10 protein-coding genes, 6 tRNA genes and 3 rRNA genes are annotated in these 18,334 nt (G+C 53.5%); 17 read left to right on the forward strand and 2 right to left on the reverse strand.

Annotation, left to right across the window (positions count from 1 at the left end; all coding sequences use genetic code 11):
- Nucleotides 1-8: 8 nt before the first annotated feature.
- Nucleotides 9-2,192: a fatty acid oxidation complex subunit alpha FadB gene (gene fadB, locus AC6I8E_RS00940; RefSeq protein WP_497824332.1), complete on the reverse strand. Its 2,184-nt coding sequence runs from the start codon at nt 2,190-2,192 to the stop codon at nt 9-11.
- Between the two features lie 187 nt (nt 2,193-2,379).
- On the opposite strand from fadB, the gene pepQ reads away from it, so the two are divergent.
- The 11 genes from pepQ to birA all read left to right on the forward strand — a co-directional run bounded on the left by pepQ (nt 2,380) and on the right by birA (nt 14,152).
- A complete protein-coding gene (pepQ, locus tag AC6I8E_RS00945; protein WP_107319230.1) occupies nt 2,380-3,711 on the forward strand; it encodes a Xaa-Pro dipeptidase in 1,332 nt (443 codons plus the stop codon).
- Nucleotides 3,711-4,328, forward strand: a complete 618-nt coding sequence (locus AC6I8E_RS00950; RefSeq protein ID WP_135910442.1) for an IMPACT family protein — start codon at nt 3,711-3,713, stop codon at nt 4,326-4,328. The genes pepQ and AC6I8E_RS00950 overlap by 1 nt, the downstream gene beginning before the upstream one ends.
- Nucleotides 4,329-4,360: 32 nt before the next feature.
- Nucleotides 4,361-5,812, forward strand: coding sequence for a Trk system potassium transporter TrkH (trkH, locus tag AC6I8E_RS00955; protein ID WP_013359724.1), 1,452 nt, complete (start codon nt 4,361-4,363; stop codon nt 5,810-5,812).
- Nucleotides 5,813-5,829: 17 nt separating this feature from the next.
- Nucleotides 5,830-6,363, forward strand: a complete 534-nt coding sequence (gene hemG, locus AC6I8E_RS00960; protein WP_497824333.1) for a menaquinone-dependent protoporphyrinogen IX dehydrogenase — start codon at nt 5,830-5,832, stop codon at nt 6,361-6,363.
- Nucleotides 6,364-6,773: 410 nt separating this feature from the next.
- Nucleotides 6,774-8,313 (forward strand): 16S ribosomal RNA (locus tag AC6I8E_RS00965).
- Between the two features lie 73 nt (nt 8,314-8,386).
- Nucleotides 8,387-8,463: transfer RNA gene (locus tag AC6I8E_RS00970), tRNA-Ile, on the forward strand.
- 146 nt (nt 8,464-8,609) lie between these two features.
- Nucleotides 8,610-8,685, forward strand: a tRNA-Ala gene (locus AC6I8E_RS00975).
- Between the two features lie 207 nt (nt 8,686-8,892).
- Nucleotides 8,893-11,800 (forward strand): 23S ribosomal RNA (locus AC6I8E_RS00980).
- A 91-nt stretch (nt 11,801-11,891) separates the two neighbouring features.
- Nucleotides 11,892-12,007: ribosomal RNA gene (gene rrf / locus AC6I8E_RS00985) — 5S ribosomal RNA — on the forward strand.
- The 16S, 23S and 5S rRNA genes sit together here with 2 tRNA genes alongside, the layout of an rRNA operon.
- A 151-nt stretch (nt 12,008-12,158) precedes the next feature.
- A complete protein-coding gene (gene murB / locus AC6I8E_RS00990) occupies nt 12,159-13,196 on the forward strand; it encodes a UDP-N-acetylmuramate dehydrogenase (protein ID WP_346437155.1) in 1,038 nt (345 codons plus the stop codon).
- Complete coding sequence (gene birA, locus AC6I8E_RS00995; protein ID WP_033784444.1) at nt 13,193-14,152, forward strand: bifunctional biotin--[acetyl-CoA-carboxylase] ligase/biotin operon repressor BirA; 960 nt, start codon at nt 13,193-13,195, stop codon at nt 14,150-14,152. Before murB ends, birA begins: the two co-directional genes overlap by 4 nt.
- A 42-nt stretch (nt 14,153-14,194) precedes the next feature.
- On the opposite strand, the gene coaA is transcribed toward birA, so the two are convergent.
- Entirely contained in the window at nt 14,195-15,142 is a 948-nt protein-coding gene (coaA, locus tag AC6I8E_RS01000) for a type I pantothenate kinase (RefSeq protein WP_033784445.1), read from the reverse strand.
- Nucleotides 15,143-15,911: 769 nt separating this feature from the next.
- Between coaA and AC6I8E_RS01005 the strand changes: the two genes are divergently transcribed.
- From AC6I8E_RS01005 to secE, 6 genes are all read left to right on the forward strand, one after another.
- Nucleotides 15,912-15,987 (forward strand) — tRNA-Thr (locus AC6I8E_RS01005).
- A gap of 8 nt (nt 15,988-15,995) precedes the next feature.
- Nucleotides 15,996-16,080: transfer RNA gene (locus AC6I8E_RS01010), tRNA-Tyr, on the forward strand.
- 190 nt (nt 16,081-16,270) lie between these two features.
- Nucleotides 16,271-16,345 (forward strand) — tRNA-Gly (locus tag AC6I8E_RS01015).
- Between the two features lie 5 nt (nt 16,346-16,350).
- Nucleotides 16,351-16,426: transfer RNA gene (locus AC6I8E_RS01020), tRNA-Thr, on the forward strand.
- 108 nt (nt 16,427-16,534) lie between these two features.
- On the forward strand, nt 16,535-17,719 hold the full coding sequence (gene tuf, locus AC6I8E_RS01025) for an elongation factor Tu (RefSeq protein WP_013359730.1): 1,185 nt from the start codon (nt 16,535-16,537) through the stop codon (nt 17,717-17,719).
- Nucleotides 17,720-17,950: 231 nt separating this feature from the next.
- Complete coding sequence (secE, locus tag AC6I8E_RS01030) at nt 17,951-18,334, forward strand: preprotein translocase subunit SecE (RefSeq protein WP_013359731.1); 384 nt, start codon at nt 17,951-17,953, stop codon at nt 18,332-18,334.

Consider the following 18,334-nt stretch of genomic DNA (forward strand, 5'->3'; position numbering starts at 1 on the left):
TCTTGCCCTCAGGCGCTTTTCAGCGCGGCTTCATCAATCGGTTTGGCGGCGGGATACCAGCTTTCATGCTGATGGGCTTTCTGCACCAGCAGCGCAGGCAGGGCATACAGGCCACCAAGTGCGCTGTAGCGCCGGGCCTGATCGACCACATTGCTGTTGCCCAGGGTATCCAGATAGCGGAAAGCGCCGCCACGGAACGGCGGGAAGCCGAGACCATAGACCAGTGCCATATCCCCTTCAGCGGGCGAGGCGATAATCTTCTCTTCCAGACAGCGCACCACTTCATTCAGCATCGGCAGCATCATACGGTTCAGGATCTCTTCATCACTGAAGACCCGCGCGGGCTGACAGACCTGTTGCAGCAGCGTATCCACTTCAGCATCCGGCACTTTCTTCAGCTTGCCCTTTTTATCCTCTTCCCAGCGCCAGAAGCCTTTGCCATTTTTCTGACCAAAACGACCGGCATCAAACAGCAGGTCTATCGCATCGCGATAGTCATGCTTCATACGATCCGGGAAACCATCCGCCATAACGCTTTGCGCGTGGTGCGCGGTATCGATGCCCACCACATCCAGCAGCCATGACGGCCCCATCGGCCAGCCGAACTGTTTTTCCATCACTTTATCAATCTGACGGAAATCAGCGCCGTCGCGCAGCAGCAGGCTGAAAGCAGCGAAGTAGGGGAACAGCACCCGGTTCACAAAGAAGCCGGGGCAGTCATTCACCACGATCGGCGTTTTGCCCATTTTGCTGGCCCATGCCACCACTTTACTCAGTGTCGCTTCACTGGTTTTCTCGCCACGAACGACTTCAACCAGCGGCATACGCGGCACCGGATTGAAGAAGTGCATGCCACAGAAGTTTTCCGGGCGCTGCAGCGCCTGCGCCAGCTGGCTGATAGGAATGGTTGAGGTATTGGAAGCAAGAATCGTATCCTGACGCAGATGCTGTTCGGTTTCTGCCAGCACTTTGGCCTTGATCAGCGGGTTCTCGACCACGGCTTCCACCACCACATCGGCCTGGTCAAAACCGGCGTAATCCAGGGTGGGCTGAATAGTGGCGATCACACTGGCGAGTTTACTGCCGTCGATTTTGCCGCGCTCCAGCAGCTTATTGAGCAGCTTGCTGGCTTCATTCATCCCCAGCGTTAACGCCTGCGGATTAATGTCTTTCATTCTGACTGGCACGCCTTTCCAGGCAGACTGGTAGCTGATGCCGCCACCCATAATGCCCGCGCCCAGTACCGCTGCATGAGCCGGAGCGCCGCTTTCGCTGCCGCGTTTTTTCGCCAGACTTTTAACGTACTGGTCGTTGAGAAAGATGCCGACCAGTGCGCGGGCTTCATCAGACTGCGCCAGCGGCACAAACGCTGCCGTTTCAAGTTTCAGCGCATCATCACGACCCAGGCTGGCCGCCGCTTCAATCGTTTTTACGGCCATCAGCGGAGCGGGATAGTGTTTACCTGCGGTCTGCAGCACCATCGCTTTCGCAATCGTGAAGCTCATCGCCGCTTCAATCGGACTTAGTTTCAGCGGTGCCAGTTTCGGTGCCCGGCGTGCGCGCCAGCTGTCATCTGCGGCAGCGGCCTTAAGCATGGTGATCCCCGCCTCGCGCAGTTTCTCACGCGCCACGACCGCATCGACCAGACCGAGTTTCAGGGCGGCATTGCCATCCACATCTTTACCCGCTGCAATAATTTCCAGCGCACTGTCGGCACCCAGCAGGCGCGGCAATCGCACGCTGCCACCAAAGCCGGGCATGATGCCAAGTTTTGTTTCCGGCAGGCCAATACGGGCATCCGCAGTGGCGATACGCAGATCGGTTGCCAGTACGCATTCGCATCCGCCACCCAGCGCATAGCCGTCAATGGCGGCCAGGGTTGGCACCGGTAAATCTTCAAGACGGTTGAAGATGCTGTTGGCGTAGCTCAGCCACTGACTCAGTTTTTCGGTGGGTGCATCAAACAAAGAAAGGAACTCGGTGATATCCGCGCCCACAATAAAAGCAGGTTTAGCGGAGCTCAGCAGCAGGCCGCGCAGTTCTGGCTGCTGTTCCAGCACCGCAATCGCCTCGCCCAGACTGGCGACCGTTTGCGTATCGAGCTTATTGACCGAGCCTGTAGCGTCAAAAACCAGCTCGGCGATGCCATCGTCCAGCCAGTGAAGAGTAAGGTTAGCGCCTTGGTAGAGCATGTGCGTCTCCTGAAACCGCGAAAGGTGATCTGGTCATACCAGATGATCGTGAGTGTGGGAGCGATGTTAATTATTTGCAAACTGCTCTTTGCTTATTTGCTAACAAGATCACAGCTGCGCCGACTTCGGCATCTGCACAAGGGGTATGCTAAACTTGCGGCCATTTCGCGACACTGGAGAGACGTCAATGGATTCACTGAAGACCTTGTATCACGCGCATATCGCCACGTTGCAACAACGGGCGCAGCAGGTGCTGGCACGCAATAAACTGGATGCGATGTTGATCCATTCCGGTGAATTGTTGACGGTGTTTCTGGATGACCACACCTATCCATTTAAGGTGAATCCGCAGTTCAAGGCCTGGGTGCCGGTAACGCAGGTGCCTAACTGCTGGCTGTGGATTGACGGGGTGAACAAACCGAAACTGTGGTTCTACTCTCCGGTGGATTACTGGCACAACGTTGAACCGTTGCCGGATAGCTTCTGGACCGCGGATGTTGAGGTTATCGGCCTGAAAAATGCCGATGAGATTGCGCAACTGCTGCCTGCACAGCGCGATAACGTCGCCTATATCGGCCCGGTTAACGCGCGTGCGGCTCAGCTCGGTATCACTTCCGGCAATATCAATCCGAAAGCGGTGATCGACTTCCTGCATTTCCATCGCAGCATCAAAACAGATTATGAACTTGCCTGCCTGCGCCAGGCGCAAAAGCTGGCGGTTGCGGGTCATCGCGCAGCGAAAGAGGCGTTCTCTGCAGGCTTAAGCGAGTTCGATATCAATCAGGCCTATCTGACCGCAACCGGGCATCGCGATACTGATGTGCCTTACGGCAATATCATCGCGCTGAATGAACACGCTGCGGTGCTGCACTACACCCGGCTGGATCATCAGCCACCGGCGAAACGCCACAGCTTTTTGATTGATGCCGGTGCTGAGTATCTTGGCTATGCCGCCGATTTAACCCGCAGCTATGCGGCGCAGAGCAGTTCGCTCTATGCCAGAATGGTTGAGGCGATGAACGCGGAAGAGCTGGCGCTGATCGCTATGCTGAAAGCGGGCGTGCGCTACACCGATTATCATCTTCAGATGCACCAGCGTATTGCGAAGATGTTGCTGAAGTTTGAGCTGGTACAGGGGATCAGCGAAGAAGCGCTGGTGGCTGAAGATCTGACCGGTCCGTTTATGCCACATGGTCTGGGACATCCGCTGGGTCTGCAGGTGCATGACGTGGCTGGCTTTATGCAGGATGATCAGGGCACCCATCTGGCCGCGCCCGCGCAATATCCTTATCTTCGCTGCACCCGCGTGCTGCAACCGGGCATGGTCTTAACCATCGAGCCGGGCTTCTATATTATTGACTCATTACTGGCGCCGCTGCGTGCGGGCCGTTTCAGTCAGCACTTTAACTGGCAGGCTATCGATGCGCTTCGGCCTTATGGCGGGATTCGTATCGAGGACAACGTGGTGATCCATGCGCATCGCGTTGAGAATATGACCCGCGATCTGCATCTGGCCTGATGGACGCTTTTGATATTCCGGCTGTGCCAGTCAGCAGCAGTGAGGAGACGATCAAAAAGAGTCGCTTCATTACGCTACTGGCACACACCGAAGGCGCTGAGGCGGCACGCGCGTTTGTCCAGCAGGTGAAAAGCGAGCATCCCGCTGCCCGGCATCACTGCTGGGCGTGGGTCGCGGGCGCACCGAATGATTCCCAGCAGCTTGGCTTCTCTGATGATGGGGAACCCTCGGGCACGGCCGGCAAACCGATGCTTGCGCAGCTGATGGGCGCAGATATTGGCGAGATTACCGCCGTCGTCGTACGTTATTACGGCGGCATCATGCTGGGAACCGGCGGCTTAGTAAAAGCCTATGGCGGTGGGGTCCAGCAGGGACTTAAGCTGCTGCCACGGCAGCGCAAAGTACCGATGAAGCTGTTCACCTTGCAATGCGACTATCCACAGCTCAGTGATATTGAAAGGCTGGTTCAGCGTTTCGACGGTAGGGTGACCGACAGTCAGTTTCAGGATCGCATTGCATTGACGCTGGCTGTACCTTACGGACAAATCGACGGATTCAAAAAAAATCTGTCAGACTTTAGTCGGGGCGCGTTATCGCTGATCCCGCTCACACCCTGATGTTCATCTCTATTATTTAAAGGAACGGCTGAATGCACTTTCGCGCCATTACCCGCATAGTCGGTCTGCTGGTGATCCTCTTTTCAGTGACGATGATTTTGCCCGGTCTGGTCGCCCTCATTTATCGCGATGGGGCGGGGCGGGCGTTTAGCCAGACCTTTATGATGGCGCTGGTGATTGGCTCGCTGCTGTGGTGGCCGAATCGTAAAAAGAAAACCGAACTCAAACCGCGCGAAGGGTTCCTGATCGTCGTCCTGTTCTGGACGGTGCTGGGCAGCGTAGGAGCCATGCCCTTTATCTTTGCCGAGCAGCCACATCTTTCGGTGACGGATGCGTTCTTTGAATCGTTCTCGGGCCTGACAACAACCGGTGCCACCACGCTGGTGGGGCTGGACTCGTTGCCTAAGGCGATTCTCTTCTATCGGCAGATGCTCCAGTGGCTGGGCGGTATGGGGATCATCGTGTTAGCGGTGGCGATACTGCCGATTCTGGGCGTCGGGGGCATGCAGCTCTATCGCGCTGAAATGCCGGGGCCGTTAAAAGATAACAAGATGCGGCCACGTATCGCCGAGACGGCCAAGACACTCTGGCTGATCTATGTCCTGCTGACGGTGGCCTGTGCACTGGCGCTGTGGCTGGCGGGCATGCCGGCGTTTGATGCTATCGGTCACAGCTTCTCGACCATCGCTATTGGCGGCTTTTCTACCCACGATGCCAGCATCGGCTATTTTCATAGTGGCACCATCAATACCATCGTGGCGGTGTTTCTGCTGATCTCAGGCTGTAATTACGGCCTGCACTTTGCCATGTTAAGCGGACGTAATCTGCGCGTGTACTGGCGCGACCCGGAATTCCGCATGTTCATTGGCGTTCAGCTGACGCTGGTGTTGATCTGCACGCTGGTGCTCTGGTTCCACAATGTCTATGCCAGCGGCTGGCAGACGCTGAATCAGGCCTTCTTTCAGGTCGTTTCCATGGCAACGACGGCGGGATTCACGACCGACAGCATCGCACGCTGGCCATTGTTCCTGCCGGTGCTGCTGTTGTGCTCAGCCTTTATTGGCGGCTGTGCCGGTTCAACCGGCGGTGGCCTGAAGGTGATTCGCATTCTGCTGTTATGCAAGCAGGGTAACCGTGAGCTTAAGCGTCTGGTTCACCCGAATGCGGTCTACACCATTAAGCTGGGTAATCGGGCGCTTCCGGAACGTATCCTTGAAGCCGTCTGGGGATTCTTCTCGGCCTATGCACTGGTGTTCCTGGTCAGCATGCTGGCGATCATCGCCACCGGTGTCGATGACTTCTCGGCTTTTGCTGCGGTTGCCGCGACGCTCAACAACCTCGGGCCGGGTTTAGGGGTTGTGGCCGATAACTTCACTTCAATGAATGACGTGGCGAAATGGATTCTTATTTCTACCATGCTGTTCGGGCGTCTCGAGGTATTTACCTTGCTGGTGCTGTTCACGCCTACTTTCTGGCGTGAATAATTAATAAGGATGCTGACATGAAAGCGCTGATTCTCTATTCCACTCGCGACGGACAAACAAAGAAAATTGCCTCTTCTATTGCTGAGGCGATCCGTCAGCAGCAGCCATGTGATGTGCTGGACATCCAGGATGCTACCCTGCCGGACTGGGCGCAGTATGATCGCGTGCTGATTGGCGCCTCGATCCGCTACGGCCATTTCCAGCCGGTCGTCGATAAGTTCGTGAAGCAGCACCTCAAGGAATTGCAGCAGCGTACCAGCGGTTTCTTTTCGGTGAACCTGACAGCGCGGAAACCGGAGAAGCGTTCGCCTGAAACTAACGCCTATACGCAAAAGTTTCTGGCTAACTCTCCGTGGCAACCCGATTGCTGTGCCGTGTTCGCGGGCGCACTTTATTATCCGCGCTATCGCTGGTTCGATCGCGTCATGATTCAGCTGATTATGCGTATGACCGGTGGCGAGACAGATTCAACGAAAGAAGTGGAATACACGGACTGGCAGCAGGTTCGCACTTTTGCCAATGATTTTGCACAGTTACCAGGCAAATCGTAGCGAAATAGCGCGATTTGATGAAAATTACTGCGAACGATAATCTTTTCGTAATAAACACTTGTCAGCCCGCGCGAACTCCCTATAATGCGCCTCCATCGACACGGAACACCGGCAACGGGAAACGGGTCGGGAGGCACAGGAGACTGCGCCGCCGGAGAAAAACTTCTGAGAAAGAGGTTGACTCTGCAGGAGGAAAGCGTAATATACGCCACCTCGCGACAGGACGCTAACGCACTGTTCGCACTGCTCTTTAACAATTTATCAGACAATCTGTGTGGGCACTCGCAGGATTGATATCAGCGTCTTAGGACGCAACAAAATATCAAAGCCTCACGAGTGAACACATAATGAAATTCATTATGACGTTTTACAGATGAGCACCGCTTAACTTGTTTAAGCAAATCAAACTTAAATTGAAGAGTTTGATCATGGCTCAGATTGAACGCTGGCGGCAGGCCTAACACATGCAAGTCGGACGGTAGCACAGAGAGCTTGCTCTCGGGTGACGAGTGGCGGACGGGTGAGTAATGTCTGGGGATCTGCCCGATAGAGGGGGATAACCACTGGAAACGGTGGCTAATACCGCATAACGTCGCAAGACCAAAGAGGGGGACCTTCGGGCCTCTCACTATCGGATGAACCCAGATGGGATTAGCTAGTAGGCGGGGTAATGGCCCACCTAGGCGACGATCCCTAGCTGGTCTGAGAGGATGACCAGCCACACTGGAACTGAGACACGGTCCAGACTCCTACGGGAGGCAGCAGTGGGGAATATTGCACAATGGGCGCAAGCCTGATGCAGCCATGCCGCGTGTATGAAGAAGGCCTTCGGGTTGTAAAGTACTTTCAGCGGGGAGGAAGGCGATGCGGTTAATAACCGCGTCGATTGACGTTACCCGCAGAAGAAGCACCGGCTAACTCCGTGCCAGCAGCCGCGGTAATACGGAGGGTGCAAGCGTTAATCGGAATTACTGGGCGTAAAGCGCACGCAGGCGGTCTGTTAAGTCAGATGTGAAATCCCCGGGCTTAACCTGGGAACTGCATTTGAAACTGGCAGGCTTGAGTCTTGTAGAGGGGGGTAGAATTCCAGGTGTAGCGGTGAAATGCGTAGAGATCTGGAGGAATACCGGTGGCGAAGGCGGCCCCCTGGACAAAGACTGACGCTCAGGTGCGAAAGCGTGGGGAGCAAACAGGATTAGATACCCTGGTAGTCCACGCCGTAAACGATGTCGACTTGGAGGTTGTTCCCTTGAGGAGTGGCTTCCGGAGCTAACGCGTTAAGTCGACCGCCTGGGGAGTACGGCCGCAAGGTTAAAACTCAAATGAATTGACGGGGGCCCGCACAAGCGGTGGAGCATGTGGTTTAATTCGATGCAACGCGAAGAACCTTACCTACTCTTGACATCCAGAGAACTTTCCAGAGATGGATTGGTGCCTTCGGGAACTCTGAGACAGGTGCTGCATGGCTGTCGTCAGCTCGTGTTGTGAAATGTTGGGTTAAGTCCCGCAACGAGCGCAACCCTTATCCTTTGTTGCCAGCGATTCGGTCGGGAACTCAAAGGAGACTGCCGGTGATAAACCGGAGGAAGGTGGGGATGACGTCAAGTCATCATGGCCCTTACGAGTAGGGCTACACACGTGCTACAATGGCGCATACAAAGAGAAGCGACCTCGCGAGAGCAAGCGGACCTCACAAAGTGCGTCGTAGTCCGGATCGGAGTCTGCAACTCGACTCCGTGAAGTCGGAATCGCTAGTAATCGTGGATCAGAATGCCACGGTGAATACGTTCCCGGGCCTTGTACACACCGCCCGTCACACCATGGGAGTGGGTTGCAAAAGAAGTAGGTAGCTTAACCTTCGGGAGGGCGCTTACCACTTTGTGATTCATGACTGGGGTGAAGTCGTAACAAGGTAACCGTAGGGGAACCTGCGGTTGGATCACCTCCTTACATGAAGATACCTTCCCGCGCAGTGTCCACACAGATTGTCTGATAAAAAGTAACGAGCAGAAAAAACCTCTACAGGCTTGTAGCTCAGGTGGTTAGAGCGCACCCCTGATAAGGGTGAGGTCGGTGGTTCAAGTCCACTCAGGCCTACCAGATTTCTTCTCATGCTGCGTTATGCGCGCGGTCGTTTACCCCGGTAAACGTCCCTTCCGCATGCCTTGCCTGAAAAGAAATTACATCCTTCGTCAGAAGAATGTAACTCGGTTGAGTGGTAGTAGTGGTCTCTGCAGTAACTGTATGGGGCTATAGCTCAGCTGGGAGAGCGCCTGCCTTGCACGCAGGAGGTCAGCGGTTCGATCCCGCTTAGCTCCACCATACCGTTTTAACTGTTTTTCTGAATACTTCAGAGCGTACCGGCAACGGTGTGCTGCGAAGTATTATGCTCTTTAACAATCCGGAACAAGCTGAAAATTGAAACGACGTGTCGTTTTCATTCTCCGTAATAAGAATGAAAAATACGACACGTTCGAGTCTCTCAAATGCTTGCAGTCTGCAGCGTTGAAAAACGCCTGTGGGTTGTGAGGTTAAGCGACTAAGCGTACACGGTGGATGCCCAGGCAGTCAGAGGCGATGAAGGACGTGCTAATCTGCGTAAAGCGACGGTAAGGTGATATGAACCGCTACAGCCGTCGATGTCCGAATGGGGAAACCCGGTGCACTCTGTGCATCATTGCAGCATGAATACATAGTGCTGCAAGGCGAACCGGGGGAACTGAAACATCTAAGTACCCCGAGGAAAAGAAATCAACCGAGATTCCCCCAGTAGCGGCGAGCGAACGGGGAGCAGCCCAGAGCCTGAATCAGCATGTGTGTTAGTGGAAGCGTCTGGAAAGTCGCAGGGTACAGGGTGATACTCCCGTACACAAAAGCACATGTGCTGTGAGCTCGATGAGTAAGGCGGGACACGTGGTATCCTGTCTGAATATGGGGGGACCATCCTCCAAGGCTAAATACTCCTGACTGACCGATAGTGAACCAGTACCGTGAGGGAAAGGCGAAAAGAACCCCGGCGAGGGGAGTGAAACAGAACCTGAAACCGTGTACGTACAAGCAGTGGGAGCCTTCTTTATGGGGGTGACTGCGTACCTTTTGTATAATGGGTCAGCGACTTATATTCTGTAGCAAGGTTAACCGTATAGGGGAGCCGCAGGGAAACCGAGTCTTAACTGGGCGTTAAGTTGCAGGGTATAGACCCGAAACCCGGTGATCTAGCCATGGGCAGGTTGAAGGTTGGGTAACACTAACTGGAGGACCGAACCGACTAATGTTGAAAAATTAGCGGATGACCTGTGGCTGGGGGTGAAAGGCCAATCAAACCGGGAGATAGCTGGTTCTCCCCGAAAGCTATTTAGGTAGCGCCTCGTGAACTCATCTTCGGGGGTAGAGCACTGTTTCGGCTAGGGGGCCATCCCGGCTTACCAACCCGATGCAAACTGCGAATACCGAAGAATGTTATCACGGGAGACACACGGCGGGTGCTAACGTCCGTCGTGAAGAGGGAAACAACCCAGACCGCCAGCTAAGGTCCCAAAGTCATGGTTAAGTGGGAAACGATGTGGGAAGGCACAGACAGCCAGGATGTTGGCTTAGAAGCAGCCATCATTTAAAGAAAGCGTAATAGCTCACTGGTCGAGTCGGCCTGCGCGGAAGATGTAACGGGGCTAAACCATGCACCGAAGCTGCGGCAGCGACACTATGTGTTGTTGGGTAGGGGAGCGTTCTGTAAGCCGTTGAAGGTGTGCTGTGAGGCATGCTGGAGGTATCAGAAGTGCGAATGCTGACATAAGTAACGATAAAGCGGGTGAAAAGCCCGCTCGCCGGAAGACCAAGGGTTCCTGTTCAACGTTAATCGGAGCAGGGTGAGTCGACCCCTAAGGCGAGGCCGAAAGGCGTAGTCGATGGGAAACAGGTTAATATTCCTGTACTCGGTGTTACTGCGAAGGGGGGACGGAGAAGGCTATATCAGCCGGGCGACGGTTGTCCCGGTTTAAGCGTGTAGGCGGAGGGTCCAGGTAAATCCGGTCCCTTATTAACGCTGAGGCGTGACGACGAGGCACTACGGTGCTGAAGTGATAAATGCCCTGCTTCCAGGAAAAGCCTCTAAGCATCAGGTAACACAGAATCGTACCCCAAACCGACACAGGTGGTCAGGTAGAGAATACCAAGGCGCTTGAGAGAACTCGGGTGAAGGAACTAGGCAAAATGGTGCCGTAACTTCGGGAGAAGGCACGCTGGCGCGTAGGTGGAGGGATTTACTCCCCGAGCCGAAGCCAGTCGAAGATACCAGCTGGCTGCAACTGTTTATTAAAAACACAGCACTGTGCAAACACGAAAGTGGACGTATACGGTGTGACGCCTGCCCGGTGCCGGAAGGTTAATTGATGGGGTTATCCGCAAGGAGAAGCTCTTGATCGAAGCCCCGGTAAACGGCGGCCGTAACTATAACGGTCCTAAGGTAGCGAAATTCCTTGTCGGGTAAGTTCCGACCTGCACGAATGGCGTAATGATGGCCAGGCTGTCTCCACCCGAGACTCAGTGAAATTGAACTCGCTGTGAAGATGCAGTGTACCCGCGGCAAGACGGAAAGACCCCGTGAACCTTTACTACAGCTTGACACTGAACATTGAGCCTTGATGTGTAGGATAGGTGGGAGGCTTTGAAGCGCGGACGCCAGTCTGCGTGGAGCCAACCTTGAAATACCACCCTTTAATGTTTGATGTTCTAACGTAGGCCCGTGATCCGGGCTGCGGACAGTGTCTGGTGGGTAGTTTGACTGGGGCGGTCTCCTCCTAAAGAGTAACGGAGGAGCACGAAGGTCAGCTAATCACGGTCGGACATCGTGAGGTTAGTGCAATGGCATAAGCTGGCTTGACTGCGAGAGTGACGGCTCGAGCAGGTGCGAAAGCAGGTCATAGTGATCCGGTGGTTCTGAATGGAAGGGCCATCGCTCAACGGATAAAAGGTACTCCGGGGATAACAGGCTGATACCGCCCAAGAGTTCATATCGACGGCGGTGTTTGGCACCTCGATGTCGGCTCATCACATCCTGGGGCTGAAGTAGGTCCCAAGGGTACGGCTGTTCGCCGTTTAAAGTGGTACGCGAGCTGGGTTTAGAACGTCGTGAGACAGTTCGGTCCCTATCTGCCGTGGGCGCTGGAGAATTGAGGGGGGTTGCTCCTAGTACGAGAGGACCAGAGTGAACGCACCACTGGTGTTCGGGTTGTCATGCCAATGGCATTGCCCGGTAGCTAAGTGCGGAAAAGATAAGTGCTGAAAGCATCTAAGCACGAAACTTGCCCCGAGATGAGTTCTCCCTGACCCCTTGAGGGTCCTGAAGGGACGTTGAAGACTACGACGTTGATAGGCCGGGTGTGTAAGCGCAGCGATGCGTTGAGCTAACCGGTACTAATGACCCGTGAGGCTTAACCTTACAACGCCAGAGGCGTTTTTGAGAGACACGATTTTCAGCCTTGTACCGGATATTCTGCGCGGCCCCTGTGGCGGCGCGGAGACAGAATTTGCCTGGCGGCTTTAGCGCGGTGGTCCCACCTGACCCCATGCCGAACTCAGAAGTGAAACGCCGTAGCGCCGATGGTAGTGTGGGGCCTCCCCATGCGAGAGTAGGGAACTGCCAGGCATTAAATAAGTGAAGAAGCCCCGCACGCGAGTGCGGGGCTTTTTTACGTCTGCAGATCGTGAAAAACCGCACCATAATCTCCGAAAACAGCCTGAGAACCCCTCTCTGATACGGTAAACTACGGCCAGATAATCTCAGTAAAGGCCGTCAAATGTCCAGCCAGCATCCCTCCTTAAAAGCCGACAATACGCTTGGGCTTGAAGTACACACACAAAAACGCATCGTCGCAGAGACGCCAGCCGCTATTCTGGCCGCATGGCAGGATAGCCAGCGTAATCAGACACCTTTCCTTGTGCTCGGGGAAGGCAGTAACGTCCTCTTCCTGGAGGATTTTGCCGGTACCGTGGTGCTGAATCGCATTAAAGGCATCAAAATTCAGGATGAATTTGAGTGCTGGAAGTTGCATGTCGGGGCAGGTGAAAACTGGCATCAGCTGGTTAAGAGTACGCTGGAAAAAGGGATCACTGGCCTGGAAAACCTGGCGTTGATCCCTGGAATGACGGGTTCGGCACCGATTCAGAACATTGGTGCCTATGGTGTGGAATTAAAAGATGTCTGTGAATACGTAGATGTGCTTAATCTGCACAGTGGTGAGACAGAACGCCTCGATCGTGAAGCCTGTGAGTTTGGCTATCGTGACAGCATTTTTAAACATCGCTACCAGTCAGGCTATGTCATCGTCGCCGTCGGGATGATCCTGCCTAAGCAATGGCAGCCGGTATTAACCTATGGCGATCTGAAAACGCTTAATCCGGTGACGGCTAATGCCTGGGATGTCTATCACGCGGTTTGCCAGATGCGGCAGAGCAAATTACCGGATCCGAAAGTCACCGGTAATGTCGGCAGCTTCTTTAAAAACCCGGTCGTCACCGAGGCGCAGTGTAGCTCCCTGCTAACCCAATTTCCCGCTATGCCACACTATCTGATGCCAGATGGAGAAACCAAGCTGGCCGCAGGGTGGCTTATCGATCAGTGTCAGCTGAAAGGGTATCGCATCGGAGGCGCCGCCGTTCACCAGCAACAGGCTCTGGTGCTGATTAACGCTGACCATGCCACGCCTGAGGATATCGTTGCGCTGGCAAAAACTGTGCGCGCCCGGGTGGGTGAAAAATTTGATGTCTGGCTGGAGCCTGAAGTCCGCTTTATTCAGGCGCAGGGTGAGTGCAATGCTGTCGGGGTGATCGCATGAAAGACCACAGTGTCCCGCTAAAACTGGTCGATATTTTATCTGATGGTGAGTTTCATTCTGGCGAGCAGCTGGGCGACACTCTGGGCATGAGTCGTGCCGCCATCAACAAGCACATCCAGACACTAAAAAGCTGGGGTCTGGACGTCTATACCGTGACAGGGAAAGGCTACAGTCTCTCTGCCCCGATACAGCTGCTGGATGAGCAGGCGATTCTGTCACAGGTGAAGCAGGGCAATGTCTCGATTATCCCGGTGATTGATTCCACAAATCAGTATCTGCTGGAACGCATGCATGACATGCCCTCTGGCACCGCCTGTATCGCTGAATATCAGCAGGCAGGTCGTGGCCGTCGTGGTCGTCAATGGTTCTCTCCTTTTGGTGCCAACCTCTACATGTCCATGTACTGGCGTCTTGAGCAGGGTCCGGCTGCGGCGATGGGTCTTAGCCTGGTCATTGGCATTGTCATGGCTGAAACATTACGTGCACTCGGGGCCGATGATGTCCGGGTAAAGTGGCCCAATGATATTTACCTGAACGATCGGAAACTGGCAGGTATTCTGGTCGAACTGACCGGTAAAACCGGTGATGCTGCGCAGATCGTGATGGGAGCTGGCATCAACCTGGCGATGCGGACAGCGGATGCTTCACAGATTAATCAGGGCTGGATTAACCTGCAGGAGGCCGGAGTAAGCGTGAACCGCAATGAGCTGGCAGCCCGTCTGATCAACAGCCTGCGCGAGGCCCTGCCGCTGTTTGAGCAGGAGGGATTAACTGCCTTCATCTCGCGCTGGGCGGCACTGGACAATTTTATTAACCGGCCCGTTAAGTTGCTCATCGGCGAACGTGAAGTGCATGGTATTGCACGGGGTGTCGACAGCCAGGGTGGTTTATTACTGGAGCAGGATGGTGAAATAAAAGCCTGGGTGGGCGGGGAAATATCACTGCGTCCTGTCTGATCAAAAAAGCCTGCACTAATGCAGGCTTTTTTATGACCGCTGTTATTTACGCAGGCGCACCTTATCGACCGCATGATCGCCACTTTTGGTCATGATCAGGCTGGCCCTTTCACGTGTCGGCAGGATATTTTCCTGCAGGTTAAGCCAGTTAATCTCTTTCCATAGATTACCTGCTATCTCAACCGCTTCTGCCTCTGAGAGCTGGGCGTAATGGTGGAAGTAGGAGTCTGGATCGGTAAAGGCACCCTGACGGAATTTCAGGAATCGATTGATATACCAGCTTTGCAGAAGGTCTTCCTCTGCATCTACATAGATAGAGAAGTCAACGAAGTCCGAAACAAAGACATGATGAGGGTCATGGGGATAGTCCATGCCGCTCTGTAATACGTTCAGACCTTCCAGAATAAGAATATCTGGCTGCTGTATCACTTTATCGCCATCAGGGATGACATCATAAATCAGGTGCGAATAGACCGGGGCGGTCACCTGACTGGCGCCGGATTTTAAATCGGAGACGAAATTGACCAGCCGGTGCATATCATAAGATTGCGGGAAGCCTTTTTTCTTCATTAAGCCACGCTCTTTCAGCACGGCATTAGGGTGAAGGAAGCCATCCGTCGTGATCAATTCCACTTTACGATGTTCAGGCCAGCGACTGAGCAACGCCTGCAGTACACGCGCAGTCGTACTTTTACCGACCGCGACGCTCCCCGCGATACTGATGATATAGGGGATTTTCTGGCTATTGGTGCCCAGAAATTGCTCCAGTACCGCCTGCCGACGAACGTTAGAGCTGATATAGAAATTAAGCAGACGCGAAAGTGGCAGATAAATTTCTGCAACTTCCTCCAGCGAAAGATCTTCGTTGATGCCCTTGAGCTGCGCGATCTCTTCCTCTGACAGCGTCATAGGCACAGAATCACGTAATGCAGCCCACTGCTCACGAGTGAACTCCAGATAAGGCGTTGTCAGGGGGGTTGTTTTATCCATAAGCATGCATCTGACCGCAAATTCATTACTATCAACCGCGTATTAGCCGATAAGCAGGACAGCACGGGTGAAGTGAATCACGAATCGCTGGTTTATCAGTGAGAACAATGGGCTGGAGGGTATCACCAGTATGGCTTTTAACAGAAGTAAAAAGATAAACGCGATCGCGCTTTCGTCGGCATACCCACAAAACGTTGCAGTGCCTTTAATTTTTACTGCTTTATCGTTGTTTATGATATTGCAGGCCGGCACAGGTAATGTGCGACGTTTAATCTGCTTATACGGTCATCGCTGTGCCTGATTGGCTGAACGGCGTAATAAGACGCTTGCAGTGAGGCTAATACATGTCACGCGCAACCTTTCGCAAAAAAACAAACAGTACAAAAACATTTTAAACGCTTCCTTTCAGCGCAAATCGTGATAGTGAGAAAGAATGCGCATGACAATATGCCCCTGCTTTCGATAGAAGTGCGCCGCTCCATGAGAAAAAAGGGTTCAGCCAGGGGCAAAAAAACCTCATTCAGCACCCCCGACGTAAAAAAAAGGGTGCTGGCCACTCATTTTATTCGCATAAAAGAGAAGGGCAGAGGGAGTTAAGATGGTGACGCGCTTTAGTCTGATCCTGTGAAAACAGAGCCAGATTGCACAAATAATCTGCATAAAAACGTTAAAATGCGATGATTTGCACAAATAGTAAGCGATAGAAAAAAATATGCGATTTTTTAGTTGCATCCAGGGCCCGACCTTCCTAGAATGCGCTCCACTTGATGCCGGCTTAGCTCAGTTGGTAGAGCAACTGACTTGTAATCAGTAGGTCACCAGTTCGATTCCGGTAGCCGGCACCAATCAAGTAGGTGGGATTCCCGAGCGGCCAAAGGGAGCAGACTGTAAATCTGCCGTCACAGACTTCGAAGGTTCGAATCCTTCTCCCACCACCATCTCAGCCTCGCGGTTGAGTACAGATAAACGGCCTGTTTATCTGTCAGGTGAGTCACTTATCACCCTGAATTCAGACTGAGCGTTAGCGAAGTCAACGTCGGTCAGCTTCGCTGGCAGACAGTAGATAGCAGAGAAGCATTCACTGTTATCTGCAAGCTACAGAAAGAACAGGTAGCCGAGTTCCAGGATGCGGGCATCGTATAATGGCTATTACCTCAGCCTTCCAAGCTGATGATGCGGGTTCGATTCCCGCTGCCCGCTCCAGATGTGCTGATATGGCTCAGTTGGTAGAGCGCACCCTTGGTAAGGGTGAGGTCCCCAGTTCGACTCTGGGTATCAGCACCACTTCCTTTAATCTCCCTCCTGATTTTCTCTGTAACTTCCTTGCAGTCAGGCATTGCCTGGTTAATGTGATGATATCATTGATATATCCGTGTCTTAGAGGGACTAACGATGGCTAAAGAGCAATTTCAACGTAACAAACTGCACGTAAACGTGGGCACCATCGGTCACGTTGACCACGGTAAAACCACCCTGACTGCAGCTATCACTACCGTACTGGCTAAAACCAACGGCGGCCAGGCTCGTGCGTTCGACCAGATCGACAGCACGCCTGAAGAAAAAGCCCGCGGTATCACCATCAACACCGCTCACGTTGAGTATGAGACTGCTGCACGTCACTACGCTCACGTTGACTGCCCAGGCCACGCCGACTATGTGAAAAACATGATCACCGGTGCTGCGCAGATGGACGGCGCGATCCTGGTTGTTGCTGCGACTGATGGCCCGATGCCACAGACCCGTGAGCACATCCTGCTGGGTCGTCAGGTTGGCGTTCCTTACATCATCGTGTTCCTGAACAAGTGCGACATGGTTGATGATGAAGAGCTGCTGGAACTGGTCGAGATGGAAGTTCGTGACCTGCTGTCACAGTACGACTTCCCAGGCGACGACACTCCAATCGTTCGTGGTTCTGCTCTGAAAGCGCTGGAAGGCGTTCCTGAGTGGGAAGCGAAAATCATCGAACTGGCTGAACACCTGGACAACTACATCCCGGATCCAGTCCGTGCGATCGACATGCCGTTCCTGCTGCCAATCGAAGACGTATTCTCAATCTCTGGCCGTGGTACTGTTGTTACCGGTCGTGTTGAGCGCGGCATCGTTAAAGTCGGCGACGAAGTTGAAATCGTGGGTATCAAAGATACTGCGAAATCAACCTGTACCGGTGTTGAGATGTTCCGTAAGCTGCTGGACCAGGGTCAGGCAGGCGAAAACTGTGGTGTTCTGCTGCGCGGTATCAAGCGTGAAGACATCCAGCGTGGCCAGGTTCTGGCTAAGCCAGGCTCAATCAAGCCACACACCCAGTTCGAGTCAGAAGTTTACGTTCTGTCTAAAGACGAAGGTGGCCGCCATACTCCGTTCTTTAAAGGCTATCGTCCACAGTTCTACTTCCGTACAACTGACGTAACCGGCTCAGTAGAGCTGCCAGAAGGCGTTGAAATGGTCATGCCAGGCGACAACATCAAAATGGTTGTTACCCTGATCCACCCAATCGCAATGGACGAAGGTCTGCGCTTCGCAATCCGCGAAGGTGGCCGTACCGTTGGCGCGGGTGTTGTTGCTAAAGTTATCGCATAATTACCGATAACGTTTGACGCAATGCACACGGAAAGGGCATCATTTGATGCCCTTTTTGCACGCTGTTTCATAGAACCTGGCTCATCAGTGATTTTTTGAATCATAATCATTGCTGAGACAGGCTCTGTTATGCGGCGTTGGATACCGAGTTACGCCCCAAAAGCTCATTCGGTTTGGACGCCTCGCACTGCGGGGCAGAATAGTTTCTGAATTATTGTGGCAGGTTGGTTTATGAGTGCGAATACCGAAGCTCAAGGGAGCGGGCGTGGCCTGGAAGCGGTAAAGTGGGTAGGTGTTGTATTACTGCTGCTTGCAGCGATTGTAGGTAACTACCTCTATCGTGATGTGTCACTGCCACTGCGTGCATTAGCCGTAGTTGTACTGATTGCAGCGGCTGGTGGCATTGCGCTTTTAACGACCAAAGGCAAAGCGACCGTGGCTTTTGCTCGTGAAGCAAGAACAGAAATGCGTAAGGTTATCTGGCCAACCCGCCAGGAAACGCTGCACACCACGTTAATCGTTGCCGCGGTTACTGCCGTGATGTCACTGATTTTGTGGGGGCTGGATGGTATTCTGGTCCGTCTGGTATCGTTTATCACTGGCCTGAGGTTCTGA

The organism is Pantoea sp. X-Soil-YNGN-785, from assembly GCF_059730585.1.